Annotated in this window: 15 protein-coding genes; 5 read left to right on the top strand and 10 right to left on the bottom strand. The window is 47.5% G+C overall.

What is annotated here, in order from left to right; all coding sequences use genetic code 11:
* Positions 1–62: 62 nt before the first annotated feature.
* From G9G57_RS10160 to G9G57_RS10115, 10 genes are all read right to left on the bottom strand, one after another.
* A complete protein-coding gene (locus G9G57_RS10160) occupies positions 63–3,731 on the bottom strand; it encodes a dynamin family protein (protein ID WP_044785173.1) in 3,669 nt (1,222 codons plus the stop codon).
* 184 nt (positions 3,732–3,915) lie between these two features.
* Complete coding sequence (locus tag G9G57_RS10155; protein ID WP_019687820.1) at positions 3,916–4,461, bottom strand: glutathione peroxidase; 546 nt, start codon at positions 4,459–4,461, stop codon at positions 3,916–3,918.
* Between the two features lie 177 nt (positions 4,462–4,638).
* Positions 4,639–4,911: a hypothetical protein gene (locus G9G57_RS10150; RefSeq protein ID WP_013310628.1), complete on the bottom strand. Its 273-nt coding sequence runs from the start codon at positions 4,909–4,911 to the stop codon at positions 4,639–4,641.
* A 67-nt stretch (positions 4,912–4,978) separates the two neighbouring features.
* Positions 4,979–5,653: an endonuclease III gene (gene nth / locus G9G57_RS10145; RefSeq protein WP_025365090.1), complete on the bottom strand. Its 675-nt coding sequence runs from the start codon at positions 5,651–5,653 to the stop codon at positions 4,979–4,981.
* Between the two features lie 213 nt (positions 5,654–5,866).
* A complete protein-coding gene (locus G9G57_RS10140; protein ID WP_025365091.1) occupies positions 5,867–6,517 on the bottom strand; it encodes a GerMN domain-containing protein in 651 nt (216 codons plus the stop codon).
* Positions 6,518–6,566: 49 nt separating this feature from the next.
* Positions 6,567–8,066, bottom strand: coding sequence for an N-acetylmuramoyl-L-alanine amidase family protein (locus G9G57_RS10135; RefSeq protein WP_017427585.1), 1,500 nt, complete (start codon positions 8,064–8,066; stop codon positions 6,567–6,569).
* A 294-nt stretch (positions 8,067–8,360) separates the two neighbouring features.
* Positions 8,361–9,935 carry an N-acetylmuramoyl-L-alanine amidase gene (locus tag G9G57_RS10130; RefSeq protein WP_164964895.1) on the bottom strand — a complete coding sequence of 525 codons (1,575 nt, stop codon included), beginning with the start codon at positions 9,933–9,935 and terminating at the stop codon, positions 8,361–8,363.
* A 231-nt stretch (positions 9,936–10,166) separates the two neighbouring features.
* Positions 10,167–10,769 carry a 3-isopropylmalate dehydratase small subunit gene (gene leuD / locus G9G57_RS10125; RefSeq protein WP_016822140.1) on the bottom strand — a complete coding sequence of 201 codons (603 nt, stop codon included), beginning with the start codon at positions 10,767–10,769 and terminating at the stop codon, positions 10,167–10,169.
* A gap of 21 nt (positions 10,770–10,790) precedes the next feature.
* Positions 10,791–12,215: a 3-isopropylmalate dehydratase large subunit gene (leuC, locus tag G9G57_RS10120; protein ID WP_017427582.1), complete on the bottom strand. Its 1,425-nt coding sequence runs from the start codon at positions 12,213–12,215 to the stop codon at positions 10,791–10,793.
* Positions 12,216–12,516: 301 nt separating this feature from the next.
* On the bottom strand, positions 12,517–15,369 hold the full coding sequence (locus G9G57_RS10115) for an alpha-amylase family glycosyl hydrolase (protein WP_164964894.1): 2,853 nt from the start codon (positions 15,367–15,369) through the stop codon (positions 12,517–12,519).
* A gap of 338 nt (positions 15,370–15,707) precedes the next feature.
* Between G9G57_RS10115 and G9G57_RS10110 the strand changes: the two genes are divergently transcribed.
* The 5 genes from G9G57_RS10110 to G9G57_RS10090 all read left to right on the top strand — a co-directional run bounded on the left by G9G57_RS10110 (position 15,708) and on the right by G9G57_RS10090 (position 21,357).
* Positions 15,708–16,244, top strand: coding sequence for a hypothetical protein (locus G9G57_RS10110; RefSeq protein ID WP_225164765.1), 537 nt, complete (start codon positions 15,708–15,710; stop codon positions 16,242–16,244).
* A 129-nt stretch (positions 16,245–16,373) separates the two neighbouring features.
* The gene (gene fdhF, locus G9G57_RS10105; RefSeq protein ID WP_016822143.1) at positions 16,374–18,536 is read left to right on the top strand and encodes a formate dehydrogenase subunit alpha; all 2,163 of its coding nucleotides are present in this window, start codon (positions 16,374–16,376) and stop codon (positions 18,534–18,536) included.
* Positions 18,533–19,162 carry a 4Fe-4S dicluster domain-containing protein gene (locus G9G57_RS26210; protein WP_164964893.1) on the top strand — a complete coding sequence of 210 codons (630 nt, stop codon included), beginning with the start codon at positions 18,533–18,535 and terminating at the stop codon, positions 19,160–19,162. Before fdhF ends, G9G57_RS26210 begins: the two co-directional genes overlap by 4 nt.
* 32 nt (positions 19,163–19,194) lie before the next feature.
* Positions 19,195–20,697, top strand: a complete 1,503-nt coding sequence (locus G9G57_RS10095; protein WP_231124939.1) for a [FeFe] hydrogenase, group A — start codon at positions 19,195–19,197, stop codon at positions 20,695–20,697.
* A 69-nt stretch (positions 20,698–20,766) separates the two neighbouring features.
* Positions 20,767–21,357, top strand: a complete 591-nt coding sequence (locus G9G57_RS10090) for a 4Fe-4S dicluster domain-containing protein (protein WP_016822146.1) — start codon at positions 20,767–20,769, stop codon at positions 21,355–21,357.

Below are 21,357 nucleotides of genomic sequence, written 5' to 3'. Positions count from 1 at the left end.
GCTTAAAACACCGGATTGTCCCACAACCCGGTGTCCTGACCTTAAAGCAATCGTGAACATATTTATATGGACTCTAAATTCGCAAGCTGATCAGCAAGCTCTTCCCAAACTTGTGGCTTCTCACCGCCCTTAAGTGCGTGCTCCATGCCACGAATTGTCTCCAGCATTTGCTCTCGTAGCTGTGCTTTCTGCCACGTTTGTTCCTCTTGCATCATAGCAACGTAAAAAGAAGACAATCGTTCTCGCTGCTGATCCACAGCTTCCCCGATTAGCTGGCGTAATATGGGCTCCAGTCTAATTTGTAAATTCGCACGCCCCGTCCCTTCAAAAAATAGCTTTGGATTTTTAAAGCTATTCCAATAATCCTTCCACTGAATGGACTCCTGCAAGGAAATATCCATCAGTTCGGGAACAGCCCATTCTCTGAATTCAGGAACTGTACAATCTAATCCATTCAACTGATGGTTCATGTGATCTACGCACTGTTGGATAGCCTTACGCACTAAAGCTTGCCCGGTTTTTTCCAGTCTGAGTGTGGTTGCTAGCAATTCCTGAGACAGCTCCAGTTCGATCAATCGCAGCAGTTCACGACCACAAGATGCAAAAGCCGAACGAAGATCACCTACTCCTTCACGCAGAACAGATGGATGAAACGCTTCTGCCATAAATTCACCCGTTCGGTAGGCTAACCTTTGACGTACATGATACAGCAGTTCATCGGTTTCGTCCGACAACACAGATCCACCATTGCTACCAGTCGAACCAAGGAGCACCTCCTCCAGCTCCCTACGGATTCGATTTAATTGCTCTATTCGGATCTCTCGCTCTTCAGCGCTGTACCGAGCATCAGCAGCATGTTGTTCTATTCGGTTCCGCAGCCGTCCCAGCTCCTGCATAGCAGCTGCAATGGACAAACCTGCCAGCTCTTCGGCTGCAAATGCCGAAAAATCATCTTCAAACGCATCAAACCGTGAAACTGAACGCAGCGAAAGCTCTCCCCGCTCGGCTGCTTCCAACGCCAGCATGCTGGAAAGCGGATAAATACGCGGCTTGCGGATTCCGTTCGCTTGAAGTTGTTCCTGTACATGCTGAGTCACAGAATGTAATTCTTCTTCAGAAGAAGCCAAATCAGATGCGTTGACAATAAAAAATGTCTGATCCAGCGCCAATGTCTCTTTGACTCGGCCCAATTGATTTAAGAACTGTCGGTCCCCTTGTGTAAACGCATGATTATAATATGTCACAAATACAAGGGCGTCTGCATGCTTCATATAATTGAAGGTCACGCCCGTGTGCCGCGCATTCACAGAGTCGGCACCTGGCGTATCTACTAGCACGATGCCCTGACGAGTCAAAGCGCAATCATAGTAAAGGTCGATATGCTCTACGAAGCATGATTTACGCTCGGATGCGACAAAATCCCGATACTGTTCTAAATTCACCTGAAGCTGTTGCCCTAGCAAGCTTTCAGCTTCTTTCCATCCAGCCGCAGCAGCCTTCAAAAAGCTGTAATGAGGCCTTCCCGCAGGATGAATGCCTTCCGGTGATAACGCATTTACGGCTTCTTGCCAGCCCACGGACGCTGGCTCTCCCAATCCTAATAACCGAAAAGAGTATTTAAGATCTTCCCGTAATGCGTCCACTGATTTCATGTGGACGTCAGCCGTGGCATGGCGCTCATGACTTGTAGGCGCCATAATGCGGTTAATCGCTGCTGTCGTCGGATGCGGCGATACGGGCAACACCGCTTCGCCCAACAAAGCGTTGGCAAAGCTGGACTTCCCGGCGCTGAACGCTCCGAATAGCGCCAATGTAAAGCGCCCGTCCTCCAGTGCGGCGGCACGCGCATGCAAATCCCGAACAGCCGCCTGCATGGCAGGGTACGGGCTTATTAATGCAGCGGCGGCCTTCAATCGTGTCGCTGCTGCATCCAGTCGCGTACGGCGGCCCCCGGCGGCAGACCGCGCTGTCGTCGTGCTTGCTTGTGACTGCACCGATCCGTTGCGCGAGCCAGCAATGTCTGGACGCACGGCACCAGTTGATGCCGTATCTGTCGGGGCAGCAGCGGCGGTCTCAGCCGCAGGAGCAGGCGTGCCCACCCGGGGCAACCCGCCAGGCGCGGAAGCCTGCGGCAGCAAGCTACGCAGCAGGTTGGCGTGCGAAGCTGAGGCTTGCACGCGAGTGCTGTAGCGGCTCGCCGCGTCCGCCTGCGCCAGCAACGCTGTGCGCGCATCCGCGAGAGCCTCACGGTGGGAGTTGACCCGAACCGCAAGCTGGGCCAGCAGGCGGTCTACCAGCGCCAACGCCTTACGGCGGCAATCAGCGGTCACAGCAGCGCGTAGGTCCTTGCAATAGTTCAACGTGTACTCAGGAGACAAAGCATTTTCCTTTACTGTCTGCTCTACCAGTTGCCGATCCATTACAGGGCGGATGTCATCCAGCTCCTGCTCCATCGCGGCGGTCCACAAACCTTGACCTTCTCCCCATGACCTCAGTAACTCACGCACATGTGGCAACAGCTGTCCCTCCACCTGATCAGCCAGCATCTCTGCCAGCCGATCCAAACGGCGCTCCTTTTCTCGCTCTGTCTTGCCTCCGGCAAACCATAACCCTGTTTTAAAGCCCGGCTTACGGCTCTCTAAATATTCGCCAGCCGCTTCACGTAGCTCCGCAGGCGTGAGGTGAGCGTGTTCTAATAGATGATCCAGCTCTTGACGCAGCCGTTTATGCTCCTGTTCTGGAAGCATCCTCCAGTGTTCATCTTCTTGCTGCAAGGTTTTCTGCTCTATGTCCAGGCGCAAAATGGCTTCTTCTCCACCTGCTTCTTTGAGCAGTACGTTCAGTTCCTCTTCTTCAGCAGCCTGCACTGTCTCCACATGCTGATCTACCAAATGGTGCATAGAGGACACTAAACTATAAGCCAAAAGCTCTGTTTTGCGCTCCAGCAATTTCGGAATTAAGCACGTCAACTGTTCCCACTGGTTCCAGGGGTGATTTTGCTCCTTCAAGGAAGTAAACAGGATGTCCGTGTAATGTACCTGCCAAGCATGAAAGCTGCTTTCCACCTCATTACGATAACGTGAAAATGATAGCTCCCGCTCTCGGTGCTTATCGATTTGATTGATGATCAAATATAACGGCTTGCCCCAATCCGACAAACTTTTGGCAAAGGACAAATTGTTTTCAGATTGGACATGATTGTAGTCCATCACATAAAAAACAATATCAGCCCAATGTAAAGCTGAATGCGTCGCCATCGCGTGTCCGTGGTCTGTGGAATCTACGCCGGGGGTATCCAGCAGCACTCCTCCGCCAGATAATATCGGGATATCCTCCCATACTTCAACGGATTCATAGGCCCCACCATTTTTACAATACTCAGCAAGCTCAGATAGGGAAGCTTCCACGATTTCCGGCTCCGGGTTTTCTGCCGATCGGGCTGGATGAATAAGCGCTCTCGAACGTCCATGACGGATGGACACTACATTAGCACTCGTAGGTACCGGTCCAGATGGCAGCACGGTTTTACCGCACAGGCTGTTAATCAAGCTCGATTTACCTGCTGAAAAGTGTCCGCAAAAGGCAATGGTCAGCTCTTGTGCATGCGCTTTTTCCAGCAAATCCCCTACTGCCTTCGCTCCCGCTTCATCCCCCGCTTTACGAAAGGTATTCTGTATCTGTTCTATCGTATTCAACCACTTTTCTGCGTCTCCTGTAATCGTTTGCATCATAAGCTACGGTTTCACTCCTTGTCTTATCTGCACCAAATAGCTATATTGTAGCATTCCTAAGCCACTGTGAGAATCATCACATTAAAAAAACTAAAAAAGCGCTCCCTGCCTGTACCTGGCTTTCGGGAACGCTGTTCTTGTAAATGGAAACCATAAGTTTATTAATAATATCCAAAACAGATCATTACAGTAATGCTTCAATATATTCTTCCATATCCAGAGGGTCAGTCGTTGCTTCAAATCGTTTGATCACTTTCCCGTTCCGATCAATCAGGAATTTCGTGAAATTCCATTTGATCGAATCTCCTGGTAAGTACTCAGGATGACGCTCATGAATTAAAGGAATAAGTATTTTGGCAACCGAATGCGTTTCATCAAAGCCCTCAAAGGGCAACGACGAAGCAAGATATGTAAACAACGGGTGAGCCTGCTCATCACGTACATTCACCTTTTGAAACATAGGGAACGCGACACCATAATTCAGAGTACAAAATGTTTGCACACTTTCATTGGAATCCGGCTCTTGATCGGCAAATTGATTGCATGGAAAACCGAGAATCACCAAGCCTCTATCCTTAAATTGATCATATAGACGCTGCAAATCCTGATATTGAAATGTAAATCCGCACTGGCTGGCCGTATTTACAATCAACACTACTTTATCTTTATAATCACTAAGGACAATCTCCTTGCCGTTCATCGCAATGGCTGAATAATCATAAATGCTCATTTAAGAAACTCCTCTGAAAATGTAATTGAAGATTTCATATTTAAACATGTGAAATCGTCCATATCCAGCGTTTTATGACGTTCTTCAAGGTTTGTGTTAATATGCGCCTACAGGCTGGTTAGACCAGCCGAGCCGCCTACACCGGAACATGCAACGCATGTCGTCCGCAAATTGCACTTAATTAGCTGCAGTCTCAAGCACTGGCAGCAAAATTTCAAATACTTGACCATGCTGTAAAATCGTAATCCCACGGGATTTATCCTTCATTACAACCACTTCTGGCTTTTGTGACATACGCTCCAAGTAATGCTCGGGTACATCACCAGAATGACTAACTGTGATTCCCTCTAGCTCGCGCTCTTCGTTTTCAGCAAACTCTGTTGTTACAATTTGCTCAAAAATATCGGAGAACGCCTCAAAATTGTCTGTATATACCGAAATGCACTTCATTACTCTTCATCCTTTTCTACACATAAATGGTTAAACCCTCTATTACCTTTATAGGTCATTCGGGTCTTTAAGCTCTACGTTTCTTATCTTTTCTGATAAGAGACGTTTTCATACGTTTCTTGCCTTCCCTGCACACATCAAGCAATGGACATACCTGACATTGAGGGTTTTGAGCTTTGCAATGGTAGCGTCCGAAAAAAATGAGTCGGTGATGGGTCACAGACCATTCATCCCTAGGCACCCTTTTCATCAGCTTTTTTTCCACCTCAAGCACTGAATCATCCCACCCTGCAAAGCCGAGCCGTTTGGAAACGCGCTCTACATGCGTATCTACCGCAATAGCTGGTACATCAAAGGCAGTAGATACTACGACATTAGCCGTCTTGCGGCCAACACCAGGTAGCTTGACCAGCTGATCATGCTCCGAAGGTATCTCTCCCCCGTACTGGTCTATTAAAATCCGGCAGAGGTTATGAATATGCTTGGCCTTGTTTCGGTACAAGCCGATTCTACGAATATCCTGCTCCAGTTCCTCAAGAGGAACTGCCAAATAATCCTCAGGTGACTTGTATTTTTGAAACAGGTCTGCCGTTACTTTATTGACCATCTGATCGGAGCATTGAGCAGACAATAACACGGCAATCGTTAATTCAAAAGCATTGTCATGGTTCAGCTCACAATGGGCATCCGGAAACATCGTACCGATGGTGTCCAATATATGACGTGCGGTTGCTGCATTCACGGAAATCCTACCTCCTAGCAAAAAAAACGTCTTGATACGGGATAGCCCGCATCAAGACGGTCACTCTAAATAATCATCCGGAAAGAAACGAATACTATTTGTGCATGACTGCCTGCATAGGCGAGAAATACACTCCTATATTATCATTATCTGTCACAGATTGCACGTGAAAAGTGTGTAAATTCCCAAGAAATTTTCATACAGTCTGATCGATTAGCGGCTCATAGGATGCTCCAAATCTACATGTCCCATTAAGGACTCTAGAGATTGACCATCTACGAGCAAATCCAGCGTTTTGACTTCCTTGAATTGGAACATCGTTTGCTTCAAGGCATCGATAGCCAATTCCTCACCGCCAGCTCCCAATCGAGCCTCATCCGGCAGGGAAATATCAAAGGTCAATGCACCGTTATCCAATTTGATCTTATGCACGGTAATTTTCTCGGACCACAATGGAACCAGAGCAGAATCACCGCTCTTTTGTAGAGCTTCAAACGCTTTTTGGAATTTTTCCAGCTCGCTTGGATAGGTAATTTCCTTTTTCTGTTCTTTTAAGCCGTTCTCTTGTGTATCCGTGTAGTACACCGTGATCTGCTGTGTTTGACGATCTCCTGACTTTTCCGTGTCTGTCTTGGTCTTTGTAGGCTCCGTCGACGGAGATGCAGGTGTTTGACTCGCTCCATTATTTTCAGCAGACTGAGCTGATGGATCAGGGGTCGTCTGTTCGGGTGTACTATTTTGTGCAGCTGAAGTTTGTGTTTCCTGAGATGGAGTCGCAGGAGCCGATGTTTGCTTAGAGGCACACCCTGCACCTGCAATGGCAAACAGTGCCAGCAGACCTGCAATTACGATTTTTTTGTTCATATGTCTGTCCCCCTCCTTACTTGACGTTGGCAAGCGATTTGTTGAAGATTTATTTTACGTCGAGATACTCTGTGATTCCATCTGCAATCCCTTGAGCCACCCGGTTTTGAAAATCTTCATCAAACAGTGTTGCTTCCTCTTTTGCATTACTCAGATATCCTACTTCAAGCAAAACAGCTGGCATCGTCGTTTCCCGAATTACATGGAAATTCCCATAACGAATGCCTCGGTCTGTCAGACCCGTCGCAGGAGCAAAGTACTTATGCATAACGTTGGCGAACGCTTTGCTTGCACTACGCTGGTAATACGTCTCTGTGCCGTTGGAAGCTGAGCTACCGCTACTGTTAGCATGAATGGACACAAACACGTTGGCTTTAAGATTTTCAGCCACTTTTACGCGCTGTTTAAGCTCCAAAAATGTATCATCGCTACGTGTTAACACAACCTCAAGTTTGGGGTTTTGTTTTAATATGCTTTCTACTTTCAGGGCCATCGCCAGGTTGAAGGTCTTTTCATAATTTTTTCTCGAAATACCAACTGCCCCGGAATCTTTTGCTCCATGTCCAGCATCAATAACAACGACCTTTTTACCATTGCTGTTAACCGGGGATGTCTGTGTGTCATCAGGCTGTGACCCATCCGGTAACGTTGCATCTGGCGTTGTATTCACTGAATCCTTGGAGGCCAGATCGACGATAACACGATTCGATCCATCATTATATGCGGTATAATTCATGGCATGTTTCAAATCAATAACAACGCGCACCGTTGATGGTTCCTTTTGGAATAAAGCATATCGGATACCGGACACATCCGCTTCATTCTCAATGTCCAACGAACCATTTAAGTTGCTATCCAGCTTCTGCTGATCTCCGAAATTGTCTGCAAACGCAGTTGCTGGCAAATCCACCACTACCCGATCGGGGCCTGTCATCGTAAACGCTTTCGGCTTGACGGCACTCGCTGTTGTGATCGTTAAGCGGTTTTGGCTGAAACTGACTCCCTGCACCTGTGTCACACCTGAACTCGCATTATTGGTTGGCGCAGTTACACTTCCTGTACCTGTACTGTTATTTCCGGACTTGGGAGGTGTAAATTCCCCGTTTCCAGACCCACTACTGCGGGTATATAATTTTACGGACTTGGAGCTGCTGTCCCATTTTACGTCCAGTCCCATTTGCTCGCCGATAAAACGAAGCGGTACAAGGGCATAATTGGAACGCAGCAGAGGCGAAGCATCCAGACTAATGTCGCTTCCATTGACAGTCGCCGTCTTACTTCCGATTATCATTCGGATCGAGGTACTGTCCTTCTCAATCGTTATGGTTCGCGCCTGCTGCTTCCATGTCACGTCATATCCCAAATTTTCAGAAATTACGCGCAGCGGAACCATCGTACTTCCGCCAATTACTTGTGCCTTAGCACCACTAGGGACACTTAACTGTTGATCGTCGAGATAGATTTGTGTTCCACTCGAAGCCGCATGTCCATAACCCGGAACCGCCCACATGAAGACAAATAATAACAACAAAAAACCAAATTTCTTCATTCGTCACCCTTCCATTCATAATTTTTTTGCCACATGCTCCGGTGCGGCGACCTGATATACGCGCTTATGTAATATCAGACAACCTTATAGACGTTATCTCACACCAAAAGTTGCGAATATATTCCATCATAACAGAAATATACGTGCCAAAGAACTATTTTTGTCGAATTTTGACTAAAAATATGGACCATTCGCTTCCCGTCAAAAGTCACAGTCCGAAAAATGAAAAAAGCTACTTTTCACCCTTATGAATTTCCATCAAAAGGTAAAAATAGCTTATATCACAAGCCTTCTTTAGTTGAGTGTTTCAGTTATTCCTGTGCCTGTTCCAAGGTACTCCTTCAGGCCATCGACAATACCTTCGGCAATCTTCTGCTGTGTTTCTTCTGTGAACATGGCAGCTTCATTAGACGGATTACTAAGGTAGCCACATTCCAACAGTACAGCAGGCATTTGTGATTTTCTTGTCACCACATGGTTTGCCACCTTAATGCCGTTATCCTTAAACTCAGTTGCTGCTACAAGATGCTTATGCATGATCGTGGCCAGGCTTAAACTTTCCTGACGTGCATAATAGGTTTCAGACCCATTAGCTTTTCCGTTATTGGAGGTCGGCATACTGTTACCATGAATGGAAACAAACACGCTGGCCTGTTGATTATTAGCGAGCTGTGGGCGCTCATCCAGTGTAGGATACGTATCTCCATTGCGAGTCAATACAATTTGAATGTCAGGATCATTTTGGGCAAGTTGCTGGACCTTTAACGCTACCGCCAATGTAAATTCCTTCTCATGTCGTCCAGTCACACTGCCTGCTCCAGGGTCCTTACCACCATGTCCTGGATCAATTACGACGATTCGCCGTCCTTCGACATACGTTGGTGCTACTATCTCTGGATTCACACTACGTTCACGCAACTGAAGGGTGATATCGCCTACGCCATTAGTCGAAAGATCGTAATCACGTGTCTGATTCAAAGCAATGACAATACGTGCTCCTCCTTTTGTTCCATCTGCAGGAGCAAATCTGATTTCCTGTACATCCTCACTGTCACTAATTGTCAACGCCCGCGTGCCATCCTTGCGAACCGGGAACGACTGGAGAAGACCTGCCGACAGTGAACCCTCCGGTAAATCTACAACTATACGGTCAGGTCCCGTCATTTTGGATACTTTAGGAGTTAGATCTTTGTTCAGAGAAATCTTTAGCGTTTCACTCTCAAAAGAAATGTTTTGTACAAGCACCGCATTTGCAGTGGTCTGTTCTACATTTTGCTCCTTGGATGTTGATGGTACGACTTCCGTATGCTTGTCTGCTTCAACTGGATTTATTGTCGTCGCTGTTGTTGTAGACGTTTTATTTGTGCTTTTTGGACTCTGTGTTGACGTTTGCGACGGTTGTTGGGATTTAGACTGTTTATCTGCTTGTTGAGTTGCAGTCTTCTGACTGAGATTTACGGATTTATTTTCATTATTCCAATCCACCTTTAACCCCATTTGCTCCCCAACAAAACGCAATGGAACCATGGTCGAGCTGCCTCGCAGCACAGGTGGTGCATCCAAACTAACTGTTTTTCCGTTCACATCAGCCGATGTACGGCCTACATACATAGACATATCGGTACTGTTTTTTTGTATTGAAATTTTATAGGCTTGAGGTTCCCACTTAAACTGATATCCAAGCTGCTCCCCAACCACCCTGAGCGGTACCATGACTTTACCATTGACCATTTCAGGCTTGGCATCTGCAGGCGCTTCCACCCTTTTGCCATCCAAAAACAATTCTGCTCCAGCCGCATTCACATGAGGGGAGGACGGCCACAACCAAATCAAAATAGCCGCTAGTATCACCCAACCATATTTCTTCATCCTCATTCCCCTAACTTATATATGTATTTTTTGTGCTACTTACAGACATAGTCCTTCAACCATTTTACATTTACAATACCATGATGAGTCGAACCGTCAACCCCTTATTTACCAATTTATTTTCTAAACATGATAAAAGCCCGCAGGCAAAAGAGTTGCCAGTACGGGCTGTCTGTCTATCAAATAAATCAACTATATTTCTTCATAATGAAGCTGGATTGGAGATGAACATTATGCGCCTTGTTTCGCAGCACGTTTTTGCTCATAAGCCAGAATTTCAGACTCATGCTGGAGGGTCAAGCCAATATCATCCAAGCCTTGCAGCAGGAATTGACGGCGATGTTCATCCAGATCAAATTCAATACGCAGACCGTAATCGTCAGTGATCGTTTTTTCATTCAGATCTACGTTTAATTGGTAATTATCATGCTTCGCCGTGCGCTGGAACAATTCCTCTACTTGCTCTTCAGACAGCTTGATCGGCAAAATACCGTTTTTAAAACAGTTATTATAGAAGATATCCGCAAAAGACGGTGCGATTACACAACGAAACCCATAGTCCATGATTGCCCACGGCGCATGCTCACGGGAGGAGCCGCAACCAAAGTTGGCGCGAGAGATCAGAACAGATGCCCCTGCATAACGAGGCTTGTTCGGTTCAAATTCAGGATTAATATTGCCCGCTTCATCAAACCGCCACTCGTAGAACAAAAACTGCCCAAAGCCTGTGCGCTCGATTCGTTTCAAAAATTGCTTAGGAATAATAGCATCCGTATCCACGTTCACCCGATCCACAGGCGCTACAATTCCTTTTAAAGTTGTGAAAGCTTCCATCGTTAATTCCTCCTCCGTATCCTAGCGGACAACTTCTTCCTGCTTGAATTTCCAATCCCGTACATCGACAAAATGTCCATGAATCGCCGCAGCGGCTGCCATTGCTGGAGATACAAGGTGAGTACGTCCTCCGCGTCCCTGACGACCTTCAAAGTTGCGATTAGAAGTTGACGCACAACGCTGTCCCGGTTGAAGCACATCTGGATTCATCGCAAGACACATGCTGCAACCCGCTTCGCGCCATTCAAATCCTGCTTCTTGAAAAATGACGTCCAGTCCTTCTTCTTCAGCCTGAATCTTCACACGACCCGAACCTGGTACGACGATTGCCGTGACTTTGTCAGAAACCTTGTAGCCTTTGGCTACCTCGGCCGCAGCGCGCAAATCTTCAATCCGACCGTTGGTACAGGAGCCGATAAACACGTAGTCAATCGCAATATCCGTGATCGGTGTGCCTGGCTTCAAATCCATATATTCAAGCGCTTTTTCAGCTGCTTTACGTTCGTTTTCTGTCGGCAATTCTGCCGGAATCGGTACGGTTGAGGAAATATCTGTCCCCATACCCGGACTGGTGCCCCAGGTTACTTGTGGTATCAAAGCATCTACGTCAAACTCCAGTACGACATCAAACTCGGCGCCTTCATCGGTGACAAGTGCTTTCCATTCAGCAACTGCTTGCTCAAAAGCAGCTCCTTGCGGCACATGCTCGCGTCCACGCAAGTAGTTGAAGGTCGTTTCGTCCGGTGCAATCATACCTGCTCTAGCTCCGCCTTCAATGGACATGTTACACACTGTCATGCGCTCTTCCATGCTCAACTCGCGGATGGACTCACCTGTGTACTCAATAACATAGCCTGTAGCGAAATCTGTACCGTATTTGGCGATGACACCCAAAATCATGTCCTTTGCCGTCACACCAGGTTTGCGACGCCCTACGAAACGAACTTCCATCGTTTTTGCTTTTGCTTGCTGGAGACATTGCGTTGCTAATACGTGCTCTACCTCACTGGTTCCGATACCAAAAGCGAGCGCTCCGAACGCCCCGTGTGTGGAGGTATGGCTATCACCACAAACAATCGTTTTTCCCGGATGAGTCAGACCCAGTTCAGGCCCCATAACGTGAACGACACCTTGATCCACCGTATCCAGATCATATAGTGTGACACCGAAATCGCGGCAATTTTGAGTTAATGTATCAATCTGCTGCTTGGAAATCGGGTCCGTAATGTTGTAACGATCTTTTGTCGGTACATTATGATCCATTGTGGCAAACGTCAGCTCTGGACGACGCACCTTGCGCCCGCTAAGACGTAGTCCCTCAAACGCCTGCGGCGAAGTTACCTCATGTACGAGGTGAAGATCAATGTACAAAATACTCGGCTTGCCCGCTTCCTGATAGATGACATGGTTATCCCAAATTTTCTCGAACATGGTCTTTTTACTCATCAATATTCACCCCTGTGTTTTTCGAACCTAGTGGAGAGAAGCTGTACGGCTCTCTCTTGGATGTCAACAATATACCACGACGTGTCTGATTGGTCTAAGATATGATATCTATAGAAGTGATAGTCTTGACCTATAAGCGTGCTAGAGAAAATATTGAGGCAAGACTAAAACACCAAAGGCCGAAGGTTATTTTTCCTTTCGACCTTTGGTATGACTCTATTTTTATATCATTATAGTTTTCTGTTAAACCTTGAGATTCAGTGTTTCTCCATATCGTACAGCGTCAACCTCCGCTGACAGTTTACTTCAAATAGGTTCCCGTTTCTCCAATTCCACCCCTGCCATTCAATACATATACCCTTGCATTTCCTTTACCGGAGCAAGTCAAGGTGATTTTGCCATCCGTAACGGTTTTGGAATCACCGGTCACTGCATCCACATAGGTTCCGTTCGGAATCCCGGAAAATGTTGCATTTCCTGAAATGGTGACCAACGCAAAACTGTCAATGCCTTTGGCGCTGTCGGTATATCTTCTCTTAAACGCAAGATTGCCCGTTACATTCTCTGTAGAATACTGGCCTTTTTGCAAGGCAGGAACAGCTCTTCTAATTAAATTTAGCTGTCTGATATGTTTCGCCAGAGGATGGTTGAGTGATTCCGCAAGCGTGCCAGTAGCGTTTGTGTATTTGCCATAATCTTGTACCATAACACTGCCTTCTATGTGATCCCCGTAATAAGCCCGTCCCGTTTTGCTTAACGGTGCGTTTGGACCCGGATCAATGACTGCCCCTTTTTGAAATTCGATTTCGGAGCCATAGAAGATGGCGGGTATTCCGCGGAAGGTGAACATCAGGTCAAGATTCTCGGCCCAAGTATCTTGTGTGCCCGCAAATCTTTGATTTTCCGGAGCCTGATCAGGTGCATAGTCATGCGAGTCGACATAGGTTACATTCCACGTAGCATCATTATAGTATTGGTCGCCACTTCTCATATTAAAAGCTTCATGCGCGGTCTTGAATGCCCAATGCATCGGGAAATCAATCACATCCATGCCCGATTTCCTCGAATAGTCAGGTGTATGATAGGTATTGCCGATTAAGAAAGCATTGTTCGAGGTTGGCTGTCCTGCTGTAGTAGAGTTATCCGCCCACTCTTGTTCAACCGACATTTTATTAGAGGCATAGTCATTTTTCCCATCGCCCGGATACGATTTTGAAGCCTTCCAAGTATAGAATGGTGTTGAGATCGCTGGAATTCCGCTGTTCCAAACATCTCTGTACCGGGTGGCTACTTCTCCAAAAACATAGAAATCCGAGCCTCCTCTTGTCTTCCAGGCAGGAATATAGTATTTATTGAAAATATACCGGCTCACATGCTTCACTGTATCGACACGGAAAGCGTCCACACCCATGTCTATATAGTGATTGTAAGTATCAATTAAATATTTGTTAACTGCAGGGTTTTCTGTATTCAAATCCACGCAATCTCCCGCTATCTGACCAGTCTGAACAGTATAGGATTCCCAGGAAAGACTTTTCTCTGTATGGTAAATGTTATTGTTCGTTTCCGTATTCTTCATTAGAGCGAGCCTTGCCTGATACTGCTGATCGGGTGTCATGGAATCATAGTTTGGCGGCAGCTTATCCGTAGTTTTCACCAAGTTGTTACCGGTATCCGGTTTAGCCGGATCTTTCTTAAACATGGGGTACAGATTCTCTTCACCAAAATTGCCGGTATGATTGACGACGATGTCCTGAATAACCTTCAGCCCTTTGGCATGGGCTGCATTGATCAAATCCTGATAAGAAGCTCCCGCCGATTCATACCTTGGGTCTACTTTGGCAAAATTTATAGCATGGTAACCATGATAATCATAACCGCTGGCATTCTGCACAACAGGTGTAATCCAGATGGCACTAAATCCGAGGGCTTTGATATAATCGAGTTTCTGAATCAGCCCCTTAAAATCTCCTCTCCAAGCAGGGTCTGAATCTGGATTACGCGCCTTGGCATCATCCCATGCGTGCACATTGTTGCTTGGATCACCGTCATAGAACCGGGAAGTAATCACGAAGTAAATAGTGTCTTCCCGAAAATCACCTTTGTCTCCAATATTATAAACAAAGCTCTGTTTGGTTTGATTTCCAGCACCGTCTATAACAAGAAATTTTAATGTCGTGGTCTTGGAGATAAGGATGGATGGTCCGGTCAATCCGGCCAATGCGTTACCGAGGATGTAGACTTTTGAGCTTGTGGTCGGTTCCGTACCATCCTCCGTGTAGTATGCCTTGGTCGTTGCCGCCTTGTTATCTTTCAGGTTGAAGGATACAGTCACAGAGGAACCGGAATGCCCGGCAGGCAAATTCGCTGTGATTGTCGGAGCTTGCAGATCGGCATTCAGGTCAATTACATAATCGAAAGAGGATGCATTTCCGGTTTGACCGATTGAATTGACGGCGATGGCCTTGATAGTCAAAGAGGAAGCAACCTGAATTGGAGTGGTATACAAGGTCGAGGAGGTCGTAGGTGTCGAACCGTCTACCGTATAATAAATCTTGTCGCTACTGTTAGTGCTGGAAAGCGTTACCGTTTGAGCCGAATCGTATGTTTTCGGCACGGGAGAGATGGAAACCGCCGGAATTTTTGGAGTTTCCGGGTTGGCATCATACCATACGTTATCCGTGTAATACCAACCCTCTTTCACACTGCGAGACAAGTCGGCCGTCTGTTTGCCACTACTGTCATTAAAAATGAGACTTGAGCCTGTCGCCTCGGCAATAGTATAGCTATACCAGTCGTTTCCGTCCGACTTCATCAGAATTCCTGGCCACGCCCCACTAATCGAAACGGTTGACGGATTCAAATTCCAGTAATGGATTCGAATTGTTGAATTCCAGTTTGAAGGCTTCTTAAAGTGAACCGTTAATCCGTTTTGAGTTGCTGTAGGTGTTGCTAAAGGTGCATATGTTGCACTAACGGTAGAAGTAGCAGCCGATGCGGTTGGCAATGGAAGAGCATTCACTGTGGAATTCATATAGGTTGCTGTATAATCTGTATTACTGGCCGAAGCACCACTAGGTAAACCGAAGAAGTTCAAGCAAAGCGACAATATAATCAACCAAGAAATAAAACTCCCTGTTTTTTTTCTTAGCAAGTTAACACCCTCCTGATAAAATTTAGTGGGTAAATCGTGCAACCGGTTGCATAAAAACAAAAAAAAAAGAAAGACACTTATTTGGATAAAATGAATCTATTGATCGCCTCCTCCGTGTTATGTAGGGAAAATAATCATTGTACGCGCTTACAAAACTAGCACTTAGAAAAGCCCATTTAAATATGGCTCAATAATACCCAATGATTTTTCCTTTTTTGATTATATCATCCATACTTTTCCTCGGTCAATGTATTTGCTAGTGTGTAGATTTCCTCGCTCGCTAAATTCCCAGCACACCTATCTCCAATCTAAACTATGTAAAATTTTGGTTAGGTGTAATGAATTTCACATCTTTCCGGGTCAACCTGTTCTACCATAGAAGAGTGATACGCCGTGCTGGGCAGACCATTTTGGTTGGGACGTCTACTTCCTTTTCTAAATTAGCTACAGAGGCTGTCTGGCATGTGCGGCAAGTACGCCTTTATTTTGATTCGAAGCGGAGTGTCCAGATGTTGAATACCGAATTGGAATACCGTGAGCGCATCAGGAAGCTGGCCGTATGTATTGTCAAGCATTACCGAGGAAAAGGACCGGACAACGTTAAGGTTTCTCTCAACTCACCACTCCGAGTTACAGTAGAGATCCAGGGTACTTTGTCTAATCTGTCCGAAATTCTCGTTCATGAAGGCGCTGTGGAAAAGGTCAGTGATTACTGGAACGTCCTTCGTCCTTATCTGGAAAAGGAGTTTATGAGGGAAGCCGAAAAAACACTTGGCAGTCCCTTCACCTACACTTGGGAGGTCTGCCCCTCCGTCCATGGAGACGGACATATTATCATTACTCTTGAACTACAACACATACCCCGGTTGGATTAGCGGGAAGGAGATTATCTCCTCGCTCGCGGATAAGCCAGTACAGGATGCAGCGTGAAGCGGCATTTTTGTATTGGCTTTTTTTCATGTTACGAGTTTCATCTATTTCATATAAAAAGAGGTGCTGCACACATGGCAGACAAGGTATTAACAGTATGTCCTTACTGCGGAAGCGGTTGTCAGCTTCATTTGCTAGTGGACAAAGGACAGGTAATTGGCGCAGAGCCGGCTAATGGTCGTACAAATGAAGGAACATTGTGTTTGAAAGGACATTATGGGTGGGATTTTCTGAATGATCCACAGATTCTGACTGCACGCTTGCGCAAGCCCATGATTCGCAAAAATGGAGTCATGGAGGAAGTGGAGTGGAATGAAGCCATTCAGTATACTGCCGAACGACTGTCAGCAATTAAGGAAAAGTATGGTCCTGACTCTATCATGGGGACGGGCTCCGCACGCGGTCCGGGAAATGAAGCCAATTATGTTATGCAAAAATTCATGCGGGCAGTCATTGGCACCAACAATATTGATCATTGCGCTCGTGTATGCCACGGCCCTTCTGTAGCAGGTTTGACTTACTCGCTCGGGGACGGGGCTATGTCCAACTCTATTCCTGAAATTGAACACTCTGATCTCATATTCGTATTTGGATACAACGCGCCCGAAACGCATCCAATCGTCGCAAGACGCATCGTAGCAGCCAAGCAACGAGGTGCCAAAATTATTGTATGTGATCCACGCATGACTGAAACGGGCCGCATTTCAGATATGTGGCTACCTCTAAAAGGCGGCTCGAACATGGCTTTGGTGAACGCTTTTGGTCATGTGCTAGTGCATGAAGGGCTTTATGACAAAAGATATGTGGAAGCAAACACAGAAGGCTTTGCCGAATACGTAGATAGCATTAAAAAATATACGCCCGAATATGCAGAAGGCATCACAGGTGTCAAGGCGGCTGACATTCGGGCGGCTATGAGGGAATATGCCAAGGCTCCTACCGCTACAATTCTGTACGGAATGGGCGTATGTCAATTTTCACAGGCTGTTGATGTGGTAAAAGGGCTTGCTTCCCTTGCCCTACTGACCGGAAATCTGGGCAAGCCAAATGTAGGTATTGGACCTGTACGTGGACAAAACAATGTTCAGGGCTCCTGCGACATGGGTGCATTACCTAATGTGTATCCTGGTTACCAGGATGTCATTGACACCGCAGTTCGCAAAAAGTTTGAAAAAGCATGGGGTGTTGAGCTACCGCGTAAAAAAGGATATTCACTTACAGAAGTACCGCATCTCATTCTGAAAGAGAACAAGCTGAAGGCTTATTATATTTTCGGCGAAGACCCTGTACAAAGCGATCCGAACGCTGCCGAGCTGCGTGAAGCGCTAGAACAATTGGAATTTGTCGTGGTGCAGGATATTTTCATGAACAAAACGGCGCTGCACGCGGATGTCATCCTCCCTTCTACCTCTTGGGGCGAGCATGACGGGGTGTATTCTTCGGCAGATCGGGGCTTTCAGCGTATCCGTAAGGCCGTCGAGCCGCAAGGTGATGTAAAGCCTGACTGGGCCATCATTAGTGAGGTTGCTACCGCCATGGGCTACCCTATGTCCTATGCGAACACAGAGGAAATTTGGGATGAAATGCGAAGCCTCAGTCCTTTATTCGCTGGTGCCAGCTACCAAAAAATGGAGGAACAAGGCGGCGTGCAATGGCCCTGCCCTACAGAGGATCATCCAGGTACACCGTATTTGTACAAAGGCAATCAATTTTCCACACCTAGTGGTAAAGGACGATTATTCGCCTGCGAATGGCGTCCGCCGCAAGAACAGCCGGATGCAAAATTCCCGCTTGTCTTATCCACAGTCCGTGAGGTAGGCCATTATTCGGTGCGTACGATGACTGGGAATTGCCGTGCATTACGCCAGTTGTCTGATGAGCCTGGATTTATTCAGATTAGCCCAGAAGACGGAGCAGATCTGAATATTCTGGATGGCGAAATTGTTGCCATCTCCTCCCGTCGGGGACGCATCATGGCGCGGGCACAAATTAGCGACCGTGTGCAACAAGGTGCGACCTACATGACCTATCACTGGTGGGTCGGAGCATGTAACGAGTTAACCGCCGATTTTCTCGATCCGGTATCCAAAACCCCAGAATTGAAATACTGCGCCATCCGGTTGGAACGGATTGCCGACCAAGCGCAGGCTGAACGGGATGTACATGAATCGTACCAAAAGATTCGCAGACAGATGAACGTCCAGGAAGCCGTTCTAGCTGACAAGGTGACAAGATGAGCGGCGTACGAAACACGTTAAACCGTTCGACGAGCAGAATGGGTTCAGCCAATAGAACAAGTGCTGTTGCCTCCTCTTTCGTCGTTGCGGATGGCGGGCAATGTATTGGCTGCAAAGCCTGTGAACTGGCGTGTTTTGCCGTTCACGGTCAGGCGAGCGGCGTAGGCGCTTCGGTCGGAACCGTCAGCGTGCCTGTGGTGCCCAAGGTGTATGTAGTGCGAGCTGGGGATACGTACGTGCCGGTGCAATGCCGGCATTGTGAGAATGCCCCCTGTGCACATGCCTGTCCGGTGCAGGCCATTCGTCAGGAAGACGGCGTAGTTATGATTGATGAGGAACGATGCATCGGCTGCACCTCCTGTGTTTTGGCCTGCCCCTTCGGGGCAATCGAGGTGTCTCCGGTCTATCGAGCCGGGCACGTTATCACGCAGTCCGGCCTGACTCACCGTGCAAATCGAACCGCGCTTCCCCGCACTGCGGCAAGCAAATGCGATCTGTGCGCGGAAACAGAGAACGGACAGCCTGCTTGTGTAGAAGCCTGTCCAAATCATGTGCTACGGCTGGCCAATGGTATATCCGACTCGCCTCCAGAGCCTCGGCGGGAAGTCTTTTTCCCACGCCTGTAAGGTCAAAATCAGCCGCAGAAAGGTAGAAAAACATGTCAACAACAGACAAGATCTCTTCGCCTCCTTGTATGAGGACGTCTGATTCTACAGACCCCGTCATTCATATTGACCCAACGCTCTGCACTGGATGCAGACGCTGTGCGGGTGTTTGTCCGGTAGATGCCATAGAGGGACTGCCTGGAGAACCTCAAACCGTGAACGCAGACCGCTGTGTTATTTGCGGTCAATGTGTGCAAATATGCAGCGTGTACGCCTCAGATTGGGCAGATTCATCTCCACAGGCAGCCGCCATCAGACGACAGGAACGTATACGTGAACGCGATATGCCTGCCGACATCGGCGAACCGCTATTTGCTGCCTATTATAGCTATAACCTGAATAAGGTAGCTGACATGATGAAGAAGCCAGGACAGCTTCGAATCGTGCAGTGCGCCCCAGCCATTCGCGTGTCACTCGCGGAGGAATTTGGTATGCCGTTTGGTACCCTGACGCCCGGCAAAATGGCCGCTGCCCTTCGTCGCCTCGGTTTTGATCGAGTATATGATACGAATTTCGGAGCTGACGTAACCATCATGGAAGAAGGCACTGAGCTGATTCGCCGCGTAACCGAGGGTGGACCGTTACCGATGTTCACATCCTGCTGTCCAGCTTGGGTCCGTTTTGCCGAGATTGAATACCCCGATCTGCTAGACCATCTATCCAGTTGCAAATCGCCAATGCAAATGGTGGGAGCGCTGATCAAGACCTATGGTGCACAGCTGGATGAGGTGGAACCTGCGAATATTTACAGCGTCGCGATCATGCCATGTACCTGCAAACAATTTGAATGCGATCGTCCCGAAATGGAATCCGACGGTTATCGTGATGTGGATGAGGTGCTGACCACGCGTGAGCTGGCATACTGGATCAAGCAGCGCGGCATTGATTTTATGAACCTGCCTGATGAAGAATTTGATGCACCGCTAGGACAATATTCAGGCGCAGGCACTATTTTTGGGGTAACTGGAGGAGTTATGGAAGCTGCCATCCGCACAGGCTATGAGCTGCTGACGAATGAGAAGCTGCCCAAGCTCCAGCTGGATTTTGTCCGTGGCGAGGAAGGCATTCGAGTAGCAGAGGTACAGGTGGGCGAGCTGCAGCTCAAGGTGGCAGTCGTCGCTGGGCTCCAACATGCCTACCAACTCCTGGATCGTGTGCAGGCGGGTGAATGTGATTATCATTTTATTGAGGTCATGGGCTGTCCAGCCGGCTGTATCAGCGGAGGAGGGCAACCCAAGCTCATGTTGGAAAAACAAAAAATCGAGGCTTATCGTGCACGTAAATCGTCCATCTATGGACACGATGCTGCATCTCAGGTGCGCAAATCGCATGAGAACCCTTTTATCATCAAGCTGTACGATGAATTTCTGGGTGAGCCGCTAGGTCATGTATCGCACCATCTGCTGCACACGACCTTCCAAAAGCGTGGACCCGGCAAGCAGAGCCGTAGCAATGATATGCCCGTCAAAGGGCATAACGATTATTCCATTCATTAGTGCGCTCAACACATAAGTATGATCATTAGAAATTATATTTTGCTGTTAGTTAGAGAGGAGTCGAGTTGTATGAATCGCTTTGTTTTAGCTGATCCCGATCAGTGTATCGGCTGTCGCACCTGTGAAATCGCCTGTGTTATCGCACATTCGCCGGAGAACCCCTTTATCTCGCCAGATGACGAGTTTCATTTTCACCCTCGCCTTCAGGTGATCAAATCATTCGGAGTCACTGCACCTGTTCAGTGTCGTCACTGTGAGGATGCTCCATGTGCTAATGCCTGTCCGAACGGCTCCATTACGAACGCAGACGGCTGCATTCTTATTAATAGCGAAAGCTGCATTGGCTGTAAAACCTGTATGATCGCCTGCCCTTACGGTGCGATTACCATGGTGCCTCAATACAGAGACGGGCAGCCGGTCGTGCAAGACGGACTGTACACCAATGTGTCGGGTCGTTTGCAACCTAAAGAACGCATGATTGCCAGCAAATGTGATTTGTGCGAAGGTGTGGACGGCGGACCGGCCTGTATTGGAAAATGTCCAACTCAAGCCCTCAAGCTGGTCGAGCCAGATCTGGTTCATGCCCGGGTTGAGGAAAAACGAGCTGCAAGTGCACGTCAGCTGCTGCATATGACACGCATTCCGGCGACGGGTCTATAA

Origin of the sequence: Paenibacillus sp. EKM211P (genome assembly GCF_011066175.1) — a bacterium.
Lineage (GTDB): Bacteria > Bacillota > Bacilli > Paenibacillales > Paenibacillaceae > Paenibacillus > Paenibacillus polymyxa.
Note: the sequence above shows the minus strand (reverse complement) of the source record. Positions and strands in the feature narration are given on the sequence as shown.

Coding starts and splice junctions, on each gene's coding strand:
- G9G57_RS10160 (WP_044785173.1), bottom strand. CDS start 3,731: ATGATGCAAACGATTACAGGAGACGCAGAAAAGTGGTTGAATACGATA.
- G9G57_RS10155 (WP_019687820.1), bottom strand. CDS start 4,461: ATGAGCATTTATGATTATTCAGCCATTGCGATGAACGGCAAGGAGATT.
- G9G57_RS10150 (WP_013310628.1), bottom strand. CDS start 4,911: ATGAAGTGCATTTCGGTATATACAGACAATTTTGAGGCGTTCTCCGAT.
- G9G57_RS10140 (WP_025365091.1), bottom strand. CDS start 6,517: ATGAACAAAAAAATCGTAATTGCAGGTCTGCTGGCACTGTTTGCCATT.
- G9G57_RS10135 (WP_017427585.1), bottom strand. CDS start 8,066: ATGAAGAAATTTGGTTTTTTGTTGTTATTATTTGTCTTCATGTGGGCG.
- G9G57_RS10130 (WP_164964895.1), bottom strand. CDS start 9,935: ATGAAGAAATATGGTTGGGTGATACTAGCGGCTATTTTGATTTGGTTG.
- leuD (WP_016822140.1), bottom strand. CDS start 10,769: ATGGAAGCTTTCACAACTTTAAAAGGAATTGTAGCGCCTGTGGATCGG.
- leuC (WP_017427582.1), bottom strand. CDS start 12,215: ATGAGTAAAAAGACCATGTTCGAGAAAATTTGGGATAACCATGTCATC.
- G9G57_RS10110 (WP_225164765.1), top strand. CDS start 15,708: ATGAATTTCACATCTTTCCGGGTCAACCTGTTCTACCATAGAAGAGTG.
- fdhF (WP_016822143.1), top strand. CDS start 16,374: ATGGCAGACAAGGTATTAACAGTATGTCCTTACTGCGGAAGCGGTTGT.
- G9G57_RS26210 (WP_164964893.1), top strand. CDS start 18,533: ATGAGCGGCGTACGAAACACGTTAAACCGTTCGACGAGCAGAATGGGT.
- G9G57_RS10095 (WP_231124939.1), top strand. CDS start 19,195: ATGTCAACAACAGACAAGATCTCTTCGCCTCCTTGTATGAGGACGTCT.
- G9G57_RS10090 (WP_016822146.1), top strand. CDS start 20,767: ATGAATCGCTTTGTTTTAGCTGATCCCGATCAGTGTATCGGCTGTCGC.